We start from the raw sequence: 16,024 nt of genomic DNA, 5'->3' as shown, positions 1-16,024 counted from the left end.
AGCCCTGCATTTGCAGGGCTTTTTTATGAGGTAACTTAATTTTTTATTGAATAGGGTAGGATTTTCCTGCTTCTACAATCGGAATATTGGCCTCAGTGGGTACATAAATTATTTGTTGAATACGACCTTCACGTAGGGCTTCACCAAATGCACCAATAAATTCCTGCTTGCGATATTCAGGATAATCTTTAGCTGCCTGCCCAACGAGTTTAATAGCTTCTGCACGCAGTTTGGCACTTTCCAGTTCCGCTTTTGCAACTTGCACTTGAATCATTTTAGATTGTTCTGCTTCAGCCAATGCTGCCTGACCATCCATCCCTTGTTTCCAAACTTTATAATGTGGCCAGCCAAACAATAGCAGTAAAATGACAATCAATAAAAAGAAGAGCAAGCCCAATAGCATGAATGGACTTAGGGCGTTGCGACGGACATAATTCATAGTGCACCTACGGCAGATTTTTTTATCTATGGTATTTATTGAATGTTTTATTCTGTTTCAGAAAAGCATAGCCGAAATTTTATGTAAATCAACTATATGTGGTGATAGGGGAAAGTCCCAACCAGAACACCATTTTTTAATAACTGCTTTTTATCCTTGGCGGATTCAAGCGGCAAGTGCAACAGTATAAAAACCAGCCATAACATCACTGGGCGTATACCATCCCAGTGTCTTTCTGGGGCGATTATTTAGAGCAGATTCTATCTGTTCTATCCGTTCTTTTGAAACATCATCAAACGATGAGGATTTTGGCAGATATTGCCTGATCAGACCATTGCTATTTTCATTTCTGGCACGTTGAATCGACTTGTACGGATCTGCAAAGTAAGTTTCTATACCTGCTTCCTTTATCCGCCAATGCTCTGAGAATTCCTTGCCATTATCAAAGGTCACACTATATGCATGACTGTGGCGCAAACACTCTAAAGCACACGTGATCGTTTTAGCTGAGGTTCTAGTTTTCCCCAAATGAGCGATATGTAGATACAGACTCTTGCGATCAACCAGGGTTAATAATGCCCCCTTATGATTCTTGCCTATCACGGTATCACCTTCAAAATCACCAAGACGTTGACGCTTGTCTATGACCTCGTCGCGACAGTGAATGCTTGTTCTATCAACCAGTTGGCCTCTACGGTCTGTGTTTTTATAACCCCGCTTGCGATAGGTTTTCTGGTGTCTTAAATGTTGATGCAGTTCTCCACCCTTAGATTTATCCTGATAGATGTACTGATAGATCCACTCATGTGATGGGACATCTAGCCAGCCACGTTGTTTCAATGCCCCGGAAATCTGTTCAGGCGACCAATCCAGAGCAATCAGATAACGGATGTAAAATATGGCGAAGTCTGTCATCTGAGATGAAGAACGGTATCGTCGTTGACTTGAAAACCGATCAGCCTGTTTAGCCCGATAGCCGCGTTCCCCTGTATTCCTTTTGATCTCACGATAGAGGGTTGATCTGGAACGACCAAGCTCTCTGGAAAGAGTAGAGATTGAAGATTTACTTTTCAAGGCAGCATAAATTTCGTATCTTTCTTCTTGAGAAAGTTGGGTGTATTGCTTCATTGTGTGCTTTCCAATTGCGAGTTGAAAAAGTCTAATGATTCTAATACACGTAACTTTTTCAACTAACTACAAATGTGTCGCACTTGGGATTTGAATCCGCGCTTTGAAATCTGATGAGATAAATTTCTTTCAGCTTAAACTTCATGATTAAAATTGCTTTTGAATCAGCCTTTATGATCTTAAATTCCAAGCACTGTACATGGCTTGAATAATTTCCTTGGCTTGCTGGCGGGAAAACATCGATAAATGAATCCGGAATAATCTTAAACAGAGTCGGTCGCGCCAACTGGGCTGACAAAGAATAAAATCGAGAGTGCCATCCCGCTGATTAATTTGATGAGCGGGAAGTCTGGTTAGCCAACGTTTGGTACGGGCTTTAATTGAATCATATTGAGGATTGATAAAGCTATAATGGACGGCTTCACGATATAAACACAGGCTGATCCGGTAACCTGCCAAAGTGTAATAAATTGTCCGCGAGGTGATTTTTAGTTTAATGCTATATACCAAGAGCGATAGCATCAGGAAACCCAGCATATAGCCATAAAAGCTTGGAGACTCCTGCCATAAAAATACCAATCCTCGAATAAAACTGGAAGGAGGATCTGGAGTATGAAGGTATAAGGTCATCAAAATTCCAATGGGATAGCAAAGAAGGAGAAGTCCCATATGTTTCATCGTCTGGGCACTTTGATGAAACAGAATAATATCTGATGTGCTCATATTATTATTTTTATAATGAGTGAAAATTGAACACTTTCAAGCTTAAGGATTCTGTCCTAAAAAAGAAAGACCCATTCGGGTCTTTCTTTTGGCAGGTGATTAGCTTTGCTGCTCGTTAGATTCATTTTTTTCAGCTAACAGTTTTTTGCCAATCGGAATCTGACGAGGCAATTTTTCTTCCGGTACATTGCGCTGCAATTCGATTTTCAATAAACCATTTTCAAATTCAGCTTGTTGTACCTCTACATGTTCATCCAGACGTAAAGACAGTTTGAATGAACGGTGGGCGATGCCTTTATGCAGGAATTCCACAGTCGTATCTGAATTTTCTTCCACCGCTTTACCGCTAATGGTCAGAACCTGATTTTCCAGATTGATCTCTAGCTGGTCTTCATTGAATCCGGCAGCAGAAACCACAATGCGGTAATTGTTGTCACCGGTTTTTTCAATGTTGTAATGTGGATAGTTCGGTGCCTCACTTTGCATTGCATAATCAAAAAGGTCATTAAAGCGGTCAAAACCGATACTACGACGGAATAGTGGGCTAAGACTAAAATTGCTCATTGATCTTACCTCCTGATCTCAGAAAAGTTTTTTTAAACAACATGCAATTCTTCAATATGAACTCAGTGATTAGAAACAATCTCCTGAATAGATCATTGCTCTATTTCTAATATAGGATTGAGGCGAAGCTTTTCAAGCCTCAAGATTTAAAAATATTTGAACCCATCTTGAGCTAAAAATAATGCTTTGAATTTAGCGATTTTACTGCTGAATCGATAACAAAATATGCGGAAGTAAGGCTTTAAATCATGCTATAACTAGATCAAATTTCAATAATGTCATGTAAAAACGAAAAGGTAACAGGTAATAACATGATTGATCTCTATTATTGGGGAACGCCCAATGGCCATAAAATTACCATCGCATTAGAAGAAATGGGCTTGGAGTATAAAATTTTCCCGATCAATATTCTGGAAAATGACCAGTTTCAACCTGATTTTTTACGTATCTCTCCAAATAACAAAATTCCTGCGATTGTGGATCAGGATGGCCCGCGTGGTGAACCGATTTCAGTCTTTGAATCTGGCGCGATTCTGCAATATTTGGGTCGTAAAACCGGCCTGTTTTATCCGGATGATGAGCAGCAACGTGTTGAAGTTGAGCAATGGCTAATGTGGCAAATGGGTGGCTTGGGTCCAATGCTGGGGCAAAATCATCACTTTAGCCGTTTTGCTCCTGAGCGTATCCCGTATGCCACTGATCGCTATGTCAATGAAACCAAGCGTCTATACGGGGTTCTGAACAAACAGCTGATTGGTCAGAAATATGTAGCTGGTGAGTATTCGATTGCGGATATGGCTATTTTGCCATGGGTGCTACGTCATGAATGGCAGCAGATTGATCTGGCTGATTATCCGGAAGTACAGGAATATGTGACACGCCTGACTGCGCGTCCAGCGGTGCAAAGAGCGTTAGCAATACAGGTCAGATAAGTCTGGCCTTTGTGCTAAACTAGATAAAAGTAGATTAAACCACCTTTGGGTGGTTTTTTATTGGGTGAGTATATGAAAGATTTTTTCCTGAACTTTACTAAAATCGTGGAAACGAATCCTCGAATTTACTGGAGTATTATTTTCGGTATCGCAGCTTGTCTGCTGCTGTTCGTTGCTGAAATTGTGCATGTGGATCAGGTGATCAGTGCCTTGAATACCAAAGATCGTCAGATTTTAAATACAGCTCTTGAGCCGATTACCCAGAAATATCAATGGTCACGTATTTTGGTCATGGTTATGGCTATAGTCTGGGCTAATTGGGAATATCTTAAAGCCAAGAAAAAACTGGGTTTAAGCCGTTAGTCTCGGGATGTCCCTGTTTCTGCTCTTTCTTGCCGCTTTTGGTGCAGCCACTTTATTACCGCTGCAGTCGGAAGCGGTTTTGCTGGGTTTATTATGGCAAGGGAGCTATTCGGCGGCCTTGCTCATCATGATCGCAAGTGCTGGAAATATCTTGGGTTCCTGTGTGAATTGGTATCTGGGATTCAAGATTGAACAATATAAGCATAAAAAGTGGTTTCCAGTCTCTGAGCAGCAGATGCTTAAAGCTCAACGTACTTATCAGAAATATGGTTATTGGTCATTATTGCTGAGCTGGGTGCCGATTATTGGCGATCCAATTACGTTAATTGCCGGCTTGCTCAAGGAAAATTTTACCCGTTTTATCTTGATAGTCAGTATTGCCAAAATTGGACGTTATCTGTTTGTCTATTGGGCGTATGCGATGTTTTAAAAAAAGAGGCATAAAGCCATTGCTGTCCCACAATTTTTCACAAGAGGAAGCTCAAATGAGCTTCCTCTTGTTTTATGGGTATTTTATCGGGTGAAAATAAAGCTTTTAAAGTTCTTCTTTCAAACAAATTCACTTGAATTATTCTGAGTAAACGTTGAACTGTCCAACCTGTTTTTCCTAAATGTTGAGCGAAACTCACCAATAAATAGGCGATCATCGCAATCCAGATTTGTGTCTGAATTGCGTTCCTGCTGCGGCCTAGAAACGCTTTTAATTTGAGATTCTGCTTAATCGCCTTAAAGAACAGCTCAACTTTCCAACGATCTTTATAAATCGCCGCAATGGTGGAGGCGGCTAAATGAAAGTTATTGCTGAGAAAGCTAAAGTGCTTGCCACTTTGCTGATCTCTATATTCAATTCTTCTTAACACTGGGGCTTTTCTTTTTAGGGCATGTGCGCTATTCAGCTGAATGGTTTCATCTTTTAGAATACCTTTGGATTCAAGCACTGGATGTTGCTGGATCACCTGATACACAGATTTAGGCCTAAAACGTGTGACAAATCCAATGTTTTGAGCAGTCAGATTTGCATACCATTGGTAATCGACATAGCCTTTATCAAAAACTACAATGCTGCCAGCAGGAAACTGGAATTTGCGGCCTTGTACCATGTCATTTTCTTTGCCATTTTCAACTGCAACAAACTCAGGAATATCATTGCTGTGATTCAATCCTATACTGAGTTTCATGCTGGCTTTTGAGTCGTGAACTTTGGCCCATTCACATAAGGAAAGCGACAGGTCAATATGACTGGCATCCAAGGAATACAAGGGATTCTTAAAGCGAAATTTATGAGCGACTTTTGAGTGTTCATAGTATTTAAGCAACTTGTAAAATAGCTGTTGATACAAGGCAGCAGGCTGCTGCTCATTGATTCGTGCCAGCGTGCTTCGGGGAATAGACTTTGCTCCGAGATGACTTAGCTTTTCCTGTTGGCACTCCAAATTGGATTGAATATCTCTCAGACTTTGCCTACAAGAGAATTGAGACATCAATATGGCAATAAACTGATCCCACCGGGAAGCTGCTCTAAATTTCTGTCCAACATGGTGTACTTTAGCAAGTTGTTCAAAATCCTGTCGCACAACAGGTTTAATTAGCTCATGAAATACGGTATTCTGATGTGACAAAACCTGAATCCTGGTCGTTAAAGTGTTTGTTTGCACTCATATTTTAACTGTTAGGGCTCAGGTTTTTTTATTTAAAGCAAACTATGGGACAGCAGTGGGCATAAAGCCTCTTTTTATTTGTATTCATCATTAGCGCGCAGGATTTTCCTGATTAAAGATCCTACGTGCATCAGAACTAAAAATTACTTTTCAGTCCCTTTGGTAATATCAACTCCAAACAGATCCTTGGTTCTCGCCCAGCTGATGGCAACCACCAGTAGGGTCGTGCTGCCACCAAACACTGTAGCCATAATCGTGCCCATATATTTCGCAGCCAGACCAGACTCAAAAGCACCCAGTTCATTACTGGATGAGACAAACATGCCGTTTACTGCAGCAACCCGACCACGCATATTATCGGGTGGGTAAATCTGTAAAATCGTCTGGCGAATCACTACTGAAATACTGTCACATGCACCAGTCATGGCAAGAGCAAACAGAGATAGCCACATCGAGTTGGAAAAAGCGAATAGCAAGGTAAAGACACCGAAACCTGCGACTGCAAGCAGCATATTACGCCAGGCATGTTGCGTAGGCGGAAAGCGGGTTAGGGCAATCATGGTTATCAGTGCGCCAATGGACGGGGCAGCCCGTAAATACCCCAAACCTTCCGGGCCAACCTTTAAAATATCCTCTGCAAAAATCGGTAAGAGGGCAATCACCCCACCAAACAGTACCGAAACCAGATCTAGGGAAATCGACCACAGTACAATTTTGCTGTTCCAGATAAAACGGAAACCATCGCCCAGACTATGCAGGACATTTTCAGTTTCAATTTTAGGAAAATCGCGCTTTTGCAGTAAGTTAATCAGAATAAAACAGATGCTGACCAGTACTGCGACAGTTAGAAGACTGGTTTCCCGACCTAAAAATGCCAGCATAAAACCACCGAGCATTGGTCCGATAATTACCCCACTTTGCCAGCCAATTGTGGTCCAGGTTGCACCATTGGCATAGAGTGCACGTGGAATCAGAAAGGGTTTCAGTGAAGTTGCTGAAGGATTATAAAAGCCACGAATGGTACCCAGACAGAAAATGACAGCATAAATTCCCCAAGATAATTGACTGGTGCCGAGGTTTCCCAAGCCGTGATAATGAAACAGTGACCAGAGAATGAGAGGCATCGGAATGGCGAAAAATAAACAGATTTTCATAATAGTCTGTTTATTAAAGCGATCCGCGACATATCCGCCCCATAAGGAGAGGGAAATAAAAGGAATGGCTTCTGCCAGACCAATCAGTCCTAAGGTTAGCGGGTCTTTGGTAATCTGATATAGAGAATAGGCAACAATAATTTCCTGAATCAGAATGGCTAAAGTCAGGCAAAACTGATTTAAGGTAACAATAGAAAAGTCTCGATAACGGAGTGCGGCAAACGCATCGGGCTGAATGTGCATAAAGAGCTGCAACTGAAAAAATTGACAAATTATAAAGTGATATCGCAAGCAGTATATAAATTCATCATTCAATTCTTATCGTAAAAAATGCTAAGTTTGCAGATTCATCAAGAAAAAAAGACTAGTGCTTTTGTTTTAAGCAAAGATGCATTAGAATATCGGCTCCCTTACCTGCAGGGCGTTCTTGCAATGGTGCAGACGTGCCGAACAGGTGTTCAAAAGAGGTTGTTATGCCTAAGATGAAAACTCGCCGTGGTGCAGCTAAACGCTTCAAAGCGACTGCTAACGGTTTTAAGCGTAAACAAGCGTTCAAACGCCACATTTTGACCAAAAAATCTGCTAAGCGTATTCGTCAATTGCGCGGCTGTGTAATGGTTCACGTAAGTGACGTTGCTTCAGTTCGTCGTATGTGCCCGTACATCTAAGGAGATTATAAATGGCTCGTGTAAAACGTGGTGTACAGGCTCATCGCCGTCACAAAAAAATTCTTGCTCGCGCTAAAGGTTACTATGGTGCTCGTTCACGCGTTTACCGCGTAGCGTTCCAAGCGGTAATCAAAGCTGGTCAATACGCTTACCGTGACCGTCGTCAGAAGAAACGTCAATTCCGTGCTCTATGGATTGCGCGTATCAACGCTGGTGCACGTCAAAACGGTTTATCGTACAGCCGTATGATCGCTGGCTTGAAAAAAGCTCAGGTTATCATCGACCGTCGCGTACTTGCTGACATCGCTATGCATGACGCAGTTGCGTTTGCAGCTCTAGCTTCTAAAGCTAAAGATGCGTTGGCTGCATAAGTCTTTATGACTTAGAAAAAAGACCGCTAAAAGCGGTCTTTTTTTTATGCTTAAATAAAATCAGTGGGATCTTTGATTTTTTAAATCATTTATTTATTGATTTGGTGGAGATTAATTCTCCACCAAGCCAAAGTGATTATTTATTATAGACAATATATTTTATTAAAGCCCGAAATAGTAGCCAATCAGACAGATCACAATCGTGATCAGAATCAGTTTGATCACACTTGAAGCACCGGTTTTATGATGACTTTGTGGTCGTTCAGCTTTAGAGACTTTAACCGCGCGATCTTCAGTATTCATGCCCGCAAAAGGATCAGGCGCCACTTTAGGAGTGAGTTGTGCAGTTTTATAATGATTGGCCACTTTCACAATAAACTTGGCACTGATTTCATCGATTTTTTGTGCAAAGTGGCGCAGATTTAATTGCTGCTCTGGATTCAGTACCTGACCATCATCGTTATAAGGGTGTTGAATCTTCGTCTGAATAAAATCACTTAATGCATCCAGACGGTACAAGGTCTGATGAGCATAATCAGATGAATAATCCGTTGGTATTAAAGCAAGATGACTCGGATTTTCTGCATGAGACTGAATCGTTGGGGTAGTATCGTAATAAGGCAAACCAGTATAAGCAGGCTCAGTGAATCCTTGAGCTAAATGATGTTCAAATAATTCCTGTTCGGTATAGGTATGAATATCATCCCAGTTTGGTTGTACCAGATCAGCATCAATTCTTTTGGCCAGTTTATTATTCAGTTCATAACGCCAGAATACTTCATGACGTAAAGGCGACTGTTGGGCTTCCGGTGCTTCATAATCATTATCAGCGGTATACCATTCAGCCAGTTCCTTACCGATCATCCAGGCGGTTTTACCTTGAGCATGATGACTGATAATCACATGAGCCAAAGGAACCAGTTCGACATTGGCATTAGGGTTATTTTCATCTTCCAGTAAATGTGAAGAATGCAGACTAATACGACGAACCCCTTGTTTTTTCAGTCCTTCTAGCCAGATTTGAAAGTGCTGTGCCAGTAAATGCTGGGAAATCAGATCACGGAAAGTTAAATGGTGCTGATTAAAAATGGAGTGATTCAGCCAGCGGCTGAAACTGAGATCCTGAGTTAAAAACTCATTGCCATAAGTGACGAGGGTCAGTTGCTGTTTCCAAATTTGATCGAGTGCCATAGTGATTTGATCTGATTGATATTATGTTTATCTTATACTTTTTATAATTCATGATGCTATTCTAATTTTCATTAAAAGCGCACTTCATCAACTCGCCTAAAAACTGTTAGAATATGGGGTTTTTAAAAATATTTCTAACCTGTTGCTTTGAGAGTTACTATGTCACTGGAAGCCCTGACCACTGAAGCGCTCGCTGCGATTGCAGCAGCTCAAGACCTTGCTGCACTTGATCAAGTACGAGTGCAATTTACGGGGAAAAAAAGCCAGCTCGCGGAACAATCTAAGTCGCTGGGGAAAATGGATCCTGAACAACGTAAAGCGTTCGGGGCACAAATTCATGCAGTTCGTGAAGCCATCACTAGTGCTTTGACACAACGTCAGGCTGAACTGCAAAAAGCTGCACTAGAGCAAAAGCTTGCTAGTGAAACAATTGATATTACCTTGCCCGGTCGTGGCCAACAGGTGGGCAGCATCCACCCAGTGACCCAAGTACAAGAACGTATCTGTCAATTCTTTACCAAAGCAGGTTTCACAGTAGCGACTGGTCCAGAAGTTGAAGATGACTATCACAACTTCGAAGCATTGAATATTCCAGGCCATCACCCTGCACGTGCCATGCATGACACTTTCTACTTTGATGTAAACCATCTATTGCGTACGCATACTTCAGGTGTGCAGATTCGTACCATGGAAACCCAGCAGCCACCAATTCGTATCGTGTGCCCAGGCCGTGTATACCGTTGTGACTCTGACCAGACACATTCACCAATGTTCCATCAGATCGAAGGCTTATACGTTGCTGAAAATACCAGCTTTGCTGAATTAAAAGGTTTATTGGTAAACCTGCTAAACGAATTCTTCGAAAAAGATTTGAAAGTGCGTTTCCGTCCGTCTTATTTCCCGTTCACTGAGCCAAGTGCTGAAGTGGACATTATGGATGAGCGTGGCAAATGGTTAGAAGTTTTGGGTTGCGGTATGGTGCATCCAAATGTACTTCGCGCTGCGGGCATTGATCCAGACAAATACAAAGGCTTTGCATTTGGTTTAGGTGTAGAACGTTTTGCAATGTTGCGTTATGGCATTAATGACCTGCGTATGTTCTATCAAAACGATGTGCGTTTCTTACGCCAGTTTGCTTAAAACTTTTATTTAATCCTCTCCTAACCTCTCCTTTAAAAAAGGAGAGGGACTCTGAGAAAAGATAGGAGTTCTCCCCCTTTGAAAAAGGGGGAGTCAGAGGGGGATTCTAGAGATTGAAATTACAGGTTTTTATAAATGAAAATTAGCGAAAATTGGCTGCGCACATGGGTTAACCCAGCCATCGATAGCGAAAAACTGTCTGACCAACTGACTATGCTTGGTCTTGAAGTGGATGAAATTGCACCTGCGGCAAAACCGTTTACAGGTGTGGTTGTTGGTGAAGTCCTGACAGTCGAACAGCATCCGGATGCAGACCGTTTACGTGTTACCACTGTAAACATTGGTTCAGGTGAGCCTTTGCAAATCGTGTGTGGTGCACCTAACGTACGTGCCGGTATGAAAGCGCCCGTAGCCACTATCGGTGCAGTATTACCAGGCGATTTTAAAATCAAGAAAGGCAAACTGCGTGGTGTTGAATCACAAGGTATGCTATGTGGCGCTTCAGAAATCGATCTTGAAGACAAAATTGATGGTCTGTTAGAGCTTCCTGCAGATGCACCAGTCGGTGTAAATGTTCGTGAATATTTAGACCTTGATGACAACGTGATTGATATCAGCATCACCCCGAACCGTGGTGACTGTTTCAGCATTCGCGGGATCGCACGTGAAATTGGTGTGATTAACCAGTTGCCGGTAACTCCATCTGAAATTAAAGAAGTAGCTGCAACCATCGCCGATCAAAAGCAAGTCGTTGTTGAAACTGAAGGTTGTCCACGTTACCTCGGTCGTGTGATCAAAAACGTCAATACCAAAGCACCAACCCCTGAGTGGATGGAACGAGCTTTAGTACGTGCTGGCATCCGTCAACACAGCATTTTGGTCGATATCACTAACTATGTATTAATGGAACTGGGTCAACCTCTGCATGCATTTGATGGTGGCAAGGTTCAGGGTTCAGTGCATGTACGTCAAGCCAAAGCAGGTGAAAAACTTGTTCTGCTTAACGAACAGGAAGTTGAACTGCAAGACGACGTGATGGTGATCGCAGATGCTGAAAAAGCATTAGCGATTGCAGGGATTATGGGGGGCTTGTCTTCATCAGTAACTGATGAAACTACTGAAATCTTCCTAGAATCAGCATTCTTCGCGCCATTGCATATTGCTGGCCGTGCCCGTCGTTTCGGTCTACATACTGATGCGTCACAACGTTATGAACGTGGTGTCGATTTCGAATTGCCTATGATTGCAATGCATCGTGCTTCTCAGTTGATTGCTGAGCTTGCAGGCGGTGAGTTTGGTCCAATTATTGTAGCTGAAAAAACAGAGCTGTTACCAAAGCGTGAAGCGATTGAGTTAGAACAAGCGCAGGTCGATCAACTATTAGGTTATACAGTTGAATCAGATTTCATTACAGATGCTTTAACGCGTTTAGGCTGTAGCGTCACTGTAAAAGCTGAAGGTCAGTGGTCAGTGGTTCCTCCGTCACACCGTTATGACATGGCAATTTACCAAGACCTGATTGAAGAAGTTGCCCGTATTCACGGTTATGACAATATTCAAATCAGCTTGCCTGTGATCGATGTGAAACTGGCGAAATATGAAGACCAATTCGAACTGACTCAGCTTCGTCAAACAGCCGTAACCTTGGGTTATCAGGAAGCGATCAGCTTCAGTTTTGCCGACCTGAAACTGGAAAAACAGTTAAATCCAGAAGTCAATCCATTAGCTTTGGCGAACCCAATTTCAAGCGATTTGGCGGTGATGCGTTCAACTTTACTGTCTAGCCTGATTCCATGCGTACAGTACAACGTTAACCGTCAGCAGAACCGTGTACGTTTCTTCGAACTCGGTTTGCGATTTGATTATCAGGATGCGGCTTCAATTCATGATCTGAAACAGATTCCAACTTTTGCCTTGATTGCTACTGGTTCACGTACGCCTGAAACTTGGCATGGTAAAGCGCAGTCAATGGATTTCTTTGACTTCAAAGGTGATATTGAGGAAATTCTGGCAGCTGCGCGTCTGAATGTGGAATATGTACGTTCTGAACGTAGCTGGTTACATCCTGGTCAATCTGCTGAAATTTTAGTGAATGGTCAGTCAATTGGTTATTTAGGTCGTTTACATCCCTCACTTGAAGACGAGCTCGATTTGGCGACGACTTGGGTCGCTGAATTAGATCAATCGGCTGTTTTGCAAACTTATGTATCTAATTTTACAGAATTATCACGTTTTCCATCGGTTCGACGTGATATTGCGCTTTTAATTAGTGATAAGATTAATGTTAGCGAAATTCAGGGACTTATCGAAAAAACAGGTGGAGAGCTTCTAGGCTCGACATGGTTGTTCGATGTGTACACTGGACAAGGAGTAGAAGAAGGGAAACGCTCACTGGCATTTGCACTTCTCTGGCAGCATCCAAGCCGTACACTGGAAGATGCTGAAATTAAATCAGGTATGGATAATATCCTTCAGGTGTTGGAAAACACTTACCAAGCGACATTGAGGGCTTCATGACAGCATTAACAAAAGCAGAAATGGCTGATCATTTAAGTGAGCTCACGAGTTTAAACCGTCGTGAAGCTAAACAAATGGTCGAGTTGTTTTTCGACGAGATTAGCCAAGCGCTAATCTCGGGCGAACAAGTAAAATTATCGGGTTTCGGTAACTTTGAGTTACGTGATAAGCGCCAACGTCCAGGCCGTAACCCGAAGACGGGTGAAGAGATTCCGATTTCTGCACGCCGTGTTGTTACGTTCCGCGCGGGGCAGAAGTTCCGTCAACGTGTGGGGAATGAGCAGATCAATTGATCTGCTTTTTTTATACCTAAAATTTTTATTTATTACATAAAAAAAGAGAGCCAAAGGCTCTCTTTTTTGTACTGAATAATCGTAAAGATTATTGAGCAGCAGCTTCAGAAGCAGCAGTAGCGTCAGCAGCAGCGTCAGTAGCAACAGCAGCAGCAGCGTCAGCTTCAGCAACAGCAGCAGCGTCAGAAGCAGCAACTTCAGAAGTAGCTTCTACAGCAGCAGCGTCAGCAGCAGCTTCAGCTTCAGAAGCAGCTTCTACAGCTTCAGAAGCAGCTTGGTTAGCGTCAGCAGCAGCGTCGTCAGCTTTTTTAGCACAACCAACGAAAGCTAAAGTAGTAGCAACTGCAGCAGCAATAGCGATTTTTTTGAATAACATGGCATCACTCTCTAAAAAATTGAGATTAAAAAAAACCAAAGTCAGGCTGTAATATGCTTTTATTATTCCTAATAGTGTTAGGGACTAACAACGCAGGAGCAGTCTAACTGGTCTGCAAATATGCTATCACTGCGCATTTTTAATTGCTACTAGGGGAACATCAAAAACAGTGAAAAAACGATAAAAATTAAGGGTTTTTTAACAGAAAATAACAATTAATTGAAAGATATAGATTGGAGAAAGGCTTATTAAGCTTATAAAAATTATACAGTTATTTATCTGTTTATTTTAATAATCAAAAACTTAAAAATAAGTTTACAGATATCTCAGTACATTGTTTCATTGTGTAACATACGTCAACCATAAAAAAGGCCACCTTGAATGGTGACCTTTCCGATAATTTTAATTCGACGCTTTGCGTTTCATCTGATCAAAGAAATCATCATTGGTTTTGGTTTCTTTCATGCGGTCAAGCAGGAATTCCATCGCGACCAGTTCATCTTGGGTATGCAGAAGTTTGCGTAAAATCCAAACTTTACGCAGTTTGTCTTCGGACATCAAACGTTCTTCACGACGCGTACCCGATTTTTTGATATTCATCGCAGGGAAGACGCGTTTTTCTGCAATACGACGATCCAGCGTGATTTCCTGGTTACCGGTACCTTTGAATTCTTCGTAGATCACTTCATCCATTTTACTGCCGGTTTCAATCAGTGCTGTAGAAATGATAGTTAGTGAACCACCTTCTTCAATATTACGTGCCGCACCAAAGAAACGTTTTGGACGTTCAAGTGCATGTGCATCTACACCACCAGTTAATACCTTACCTGATGAAGGAATCACAGTGTTGTATGCACGTGCCAGACGGGTAATCGAATCCAGCAGAATCACCACATCTTTCTTGTGCTCGACCAAACGCTTAGCTTTTTCAATCACCATTTCAGCCACTTGAACGTGACGGGCAGGCGATTCATCAAAGGTAGAAGCGACCACTTCACCACGAACAGTACGTTCCATTTCGGTGACTTCTTCAGGACGTTCGTCAATCAGAAGGACAATCAGGAAGCATTCAGGGTTATTACGAACAATCGATTGAGCGATGTTTTGTAACAGCATGGTTTTACCAGCTTTTGGTGGTGCTACGATAATCGAACGTTGACCTTTACCAATTGGTGCCACTAGATCGACCACACGTGCAGTTAAATCTTCAGTCGTACCATTACCAAGTTCCATCACTAATTGTTCAGTAGGGAACAATGGAGTCAAGTTTTCGAACAAGATCTTGTTACGTGAATTTTCCGGGGTATCGTAGTTAATCTGATTGACTTTAAGCAAAGCAAAATAACGTTCACCTTCTTTAGGCGGACGAATGGTTCCCGTAATGGTGTCACCAGTACGCAGGTTAAAGCGGCGAATTTGTGATGGGCTGACATAGATATCGTCAGGACCTGCCAAATAAGAACCTGCTGCAGAGCGTAAGAAGCCAAAACCATCTGACAAAATTTCTAGAACGCCATCACCAAAAATCTCTTCGCCATTCATCGCATGGCGTTTTAAGATGGCAAAAATAATGTCTTGCTTACGGTTACGAGCCATACCTTCAAGGCCCATAAACTCGGCAATCTTGATGAGTTCGCCAATCGGTTTTTTCTTGAGTTCGGTTAAATTCATAGGTGGTCAGATAGAATCAAAGTTCTAAGGTATAGGTTAGAAAGGGAGTAACATTCGGCCGCATATAAGCATTCAAACGAAAGCAATTGAATTTGCACAAGAACAATTCAGAGGTCTGTTTGATTGTTTCAAAGAGAAATGTGAAAACAATTTCTATTGCCGAGCGGCATGTTATGTAATGTGTCTTGTAAGAAACTGACAGGATTTAGCATCCTTTATCTCTTGAAGTTGAAATATAAGAGAGAAACGGGTTTTTGTCAATTTATAGACGAAAAAAATACGCAACCTTTGGTCGCGTATTTTTAGTTGAGCATTTTATGCTTAGATGTTTTGATCAATAAATGCAGTTAATTTAGATTTTGGTGCTGCACCGACTTGAGTCGCTACCACTTCACCATTTTTGAACATCAATAAAGCTGGAATGTTACGGATATTGAAATTCACAGCAGTTTGTTCGCAAGATGTTACGTCAACTTTGACAATTTTTACTTTGCCTTGATATTCATCAGCCAATACTTCAAGTACAGGGGCAATAGCTTTACATGGCGCACACCAGCCAGCCCAGAAATCAACCAGTACAGGAACGTCTGATTGAAGAACGTCTGCTTCGAAGTTTGCGTCAGTAGTGTTTACGATGTTGCCAGACATGGAGTGCTCCAGAATTAATTTTATAAAGATAACTATAATTATTAGTATTACATAGCCATCTTTAACAATGTAGGGGAATCTGTAAATTTTCAAGCTTTAATGTTGTTTTGTCTAATGGATGATCACGATAGTCACCATCGCCTCATACAATTGTCCTATAAATGAAAAAAATAATTACGCGAAATTGT

18 protein-coding genes are annotated in these 16,024 nt (G+C 41.8%); 8 read left to right on the top strand and 10 right to left on the bottom strand.

Features of this window, described 5'->3' with window-relative positions; translation table 11 throughout:
- Window positions 1-43: 43 nt before the first annotated feature.
- The 4 genes from AC4MBN_RS11810 to AC4MBN_RS11795 form a co-directional block, all read right to left on the bottom strand.
- Window positions 44-439 (bottom strand): hypothetical protein, encoded by a 396-nt coding sequence (locus AC4MBN_RS11810; protein WP_491880255.1) that lies wholly within the window; start codon window positions 437-439, stop codon window positions 44-46.
- A gap of 165 nt (window positions 440-604) precedes the next feature.
- Window positions 605-1,567 (bottom strand): IS30 family transposase, encoded by a 963-nt coding sequence (locus AC4MBN_RS11805; RefSeq protein WP_086043916.1) that lies wholly within the window; start codon window positions 1,565-1,567, stop codon window positions 605-607.
- A gap of 171 nt (window positions 1,568-1,738) precedes the next feature.
- A complete protein-coding gene (locus tag AC4MBN_RS11800; RefSeq protein ID WP_166135695.1) occupies window positions 1,739-2,290 on the bottom strand; it encodes a hypothetical protein in 552 nt (183 codons plus the stop codon).
- Window positions 2,291-2,389: 99 nt separating this feature from the next.
- A complete protein-coding gene (locus AC4MBN_RS11795; protein WP_004783582.1) occupies window positions 2,390-2,854 on the bottom strand; it encodes an Hsp20 family protein in 465 nt (154 codons plus the stop codon).
- A gap of 311 nt (window positions 2,855-3,165) precedes the next feature.
- On the opposite strand from AC4MBN_RS11795, the gene AC4MBN_RS11790 reads away from it, so the two are divergent.
- From AC4MBN_RS11790 to AC4MBN_RS11780, 3 genes are all read left to right on the top strand, one after another.
- A complete protein-coding gene (locus AC4MBN_RS11790; protein WP_004783581.1) occupies window positions 3,166-3,786 on the top strand; it encodes a glutathione S-transferase N-terminal domain-containing protein in 621 nt (206 codons plus the stop codon).
- A 72-nt stretch (window positions 3,787-3,858) separates the two neighbouring features.
- Complete coding sequence (locus AC4MBN_RS11785) at window positions 3,859-4,149, top strand: hypothetical protein (RefSeq protein WP_159123055.1); 291 nt, start codon at window positions 3,859-3,861, stop codon at window positions 4,147-4,149.
- 7 nt (window positions 4,150-4,156) lie between these two features.
- The gene (locus tag AC4MBN_RS11780; RefSeq protein ID WP_419365702.1) at window positions 4,157-4,579 is read left to right on the top strand and encodes a YqaA family protein; all 423 of its coding nucleotides are present in this window, start codon (window positions 4,157-4,159) and stop codon (window positions 4,577-4,579) included.
- Window positions 4,580-4,616: 37 nt separating this feature from the next.
- Here the strand turns inward: AC4MBN_RS11780 and AC4MBN_RS11775 are convergent, their stop codons facing one another.
- Both AC4MBN_RS11775 and AC4MBN_RS11770 read right to left on the bottom strand, forming a co-directional pair.
- Window positions 4,617-5,768 (bottom strand): IS4-like element ISAbe18 family transposase, encoded by a 1,152-nt coding sequence (locus AC4MBN_RS11775; RefSeq protein ID WP_058951619.1) that lies wholly within the window; start codon window positions 5,766-5,768, stop codon window positions 4,617-4,619.
- Window positions 5,769-5,950: 182 nt separating this feature from the next.
- Window positions 5,951-7,204 (bottom strand): MFS transporter, encoded by a 1,254-nt coding sequence (locus AC4MBN_RS11770; protein WP_419365703.1) that lies wholly within the window; start codon window positions 7,202-7,204, stop codon window positions 5,951-5,953.
- Window positions 7,205-7,434: 230 nt separating this feature from the next.
- Between AC4MBN_RS11770 and rpmI the strand changes: the two genes are divergently transcribed.
- Window positions 7,435-7,629 carry a 50S ribosomal protein L35 gene (gene rpmI / locus AC4MBN_RS11765; protein ID WP_004278281.1) on the top strand — a complete coding sequence of 65 codons (195 nt, stop codon included), beginning with the start codon at window positions 7,435-7,437 and terminating at the stop codon, window positions 7,627-7,629.
- 11 nt (window positions 7,630-7,640) lie between these two features.
- The gene (gene rplT / locus AC4MBN_RS11760) at window positions 7,641-8,000 is read left to right on the top strand and encodes a 50S ribosomal protein L20 (protein WP_004647525.1); all 360 of its coding nucleotides are present in this window, start codon (window positions 7,641-7,643) and stop codon (window positions 7,998-8,000) included.
- 162 nt (window positions 8,001-8,162) lie between these two features.
- Here rplT and AC4MBN_RS11755 read toward each other — a convergent pair whose 3' ends face one another.
- Window positions 8,163-9,191, bottom strand: a complete 1,029-nt coding sequence (locus tag AC4MBN_RS11755; RefSeq protein ID WP_491880254.1) for a hypothetical protein — start codon at window positions 9,189-9,191, stop codon at window positions 8,163-8,165.
- 159 nt (window positions 9,192-9,350) lie between these two features.
- On the opposite strand from AC4MBN_RS11755, the gene pheS reads away from it, so the two are divergent.
- From pheS to AC4MBN_RS11740, 3 genes are all read left to right on the top strand, one after another.
- Window positions 9,351-10,331, top strand: a complete 981-nt coding sequence (pheS, locus tag AC4MBN_RS11750) for a phenylalanine--tRNA ligase subunit alpha (RefSeq protein ID WP_034703065.1) — start codon at window positions 9,351-9,353, stop codon at window positions 10,329-10,331.
- A 135-nt stretch (window positions 10,332-10,466) separates the two neighbouring features.
- Entirely contained in the window at window positions 10,467-12,848 is a 2,382-nt protein-coding gene (pheT, locus tag AC4MBN_RS11745) for a phenylalanine--tRNA ligase subunit beta (RefSeq protein WP_419365705.1), read from the top strand.
- Window positions 12,845-13,141, top strand: a complete 297-nt coding sequence (locus AC4MBN_RS11740) for an integration host factor subunit alpha (RefSeq protein ID WP_004783565.1) — start codon at window positions 12,845-12,847, stop codon at window positions 13,139-13,141. The genes pheT and AC4MBN_RS11740 overlap by 4 nt, the downstream gene beginning before the upstream one ends.
- Before the next feature lie 88 nt (window positions 13,142-13,229).
- Here the strand turns inward: AC4MBN_RS11740 and AC4MBN_RS11735 are convergent, their stop codons facing one another.
- The 3 genes from AC4MBN_RS11735 to trxA all read right to left on the bottom strand — a co-directional run bounded on the left by AC4MBN_RS11735 (window position 13,230) and on the right by trxA (window position 15,836).
- Window positions 13,230-13,517: a hypothetical protein gene (locus tag AC4MBN_RS11735; protein ID WP_005233936.1), complete on the bottom strand. Its 288-nt coding sequence runs from the start codon at window positions 13,515-13,517 to the stop codon at window positions 13,230-13,232.
- 402 nt (window positions 13,518-13,919) lie between these two features.
- Entirely contained in the window at window positions 13,920-15,188 is a 1,269-nt protein-coding gene (gene rho / locus AC4MBN_RS11730; RefSeq protein WP_004783562.1) for a transcription termination factor Rho, read from the bottom strand.
- 321 nt (window positions 15,189-15,509) lie between these two features.
- The gene (trxA, locus tag AC4MBN_RS11725; RefSeq protein WP_005233946.1) at window positions 15,510-15,836 is read right to left on the bottom strand and encodes a thioredoxin; all 327 of its coding nucleotides are present in this window, start codon (window positions 15,834-15,836) and stop codon (window positions 15,510-15,512) included.
- Between the last annotated feature and the right edge of the window lie 188 nt (window positions 15,837-16,024).

It is taken from the genome of Acinetobacter sp. CAU_H_60 (assembly GCF_058599385.1).
The sequence above is the reverse complement of the archived record's forward strand: the minus strand, read 5'-3'. Positions and strand labels throughout refer to the sequence as shown.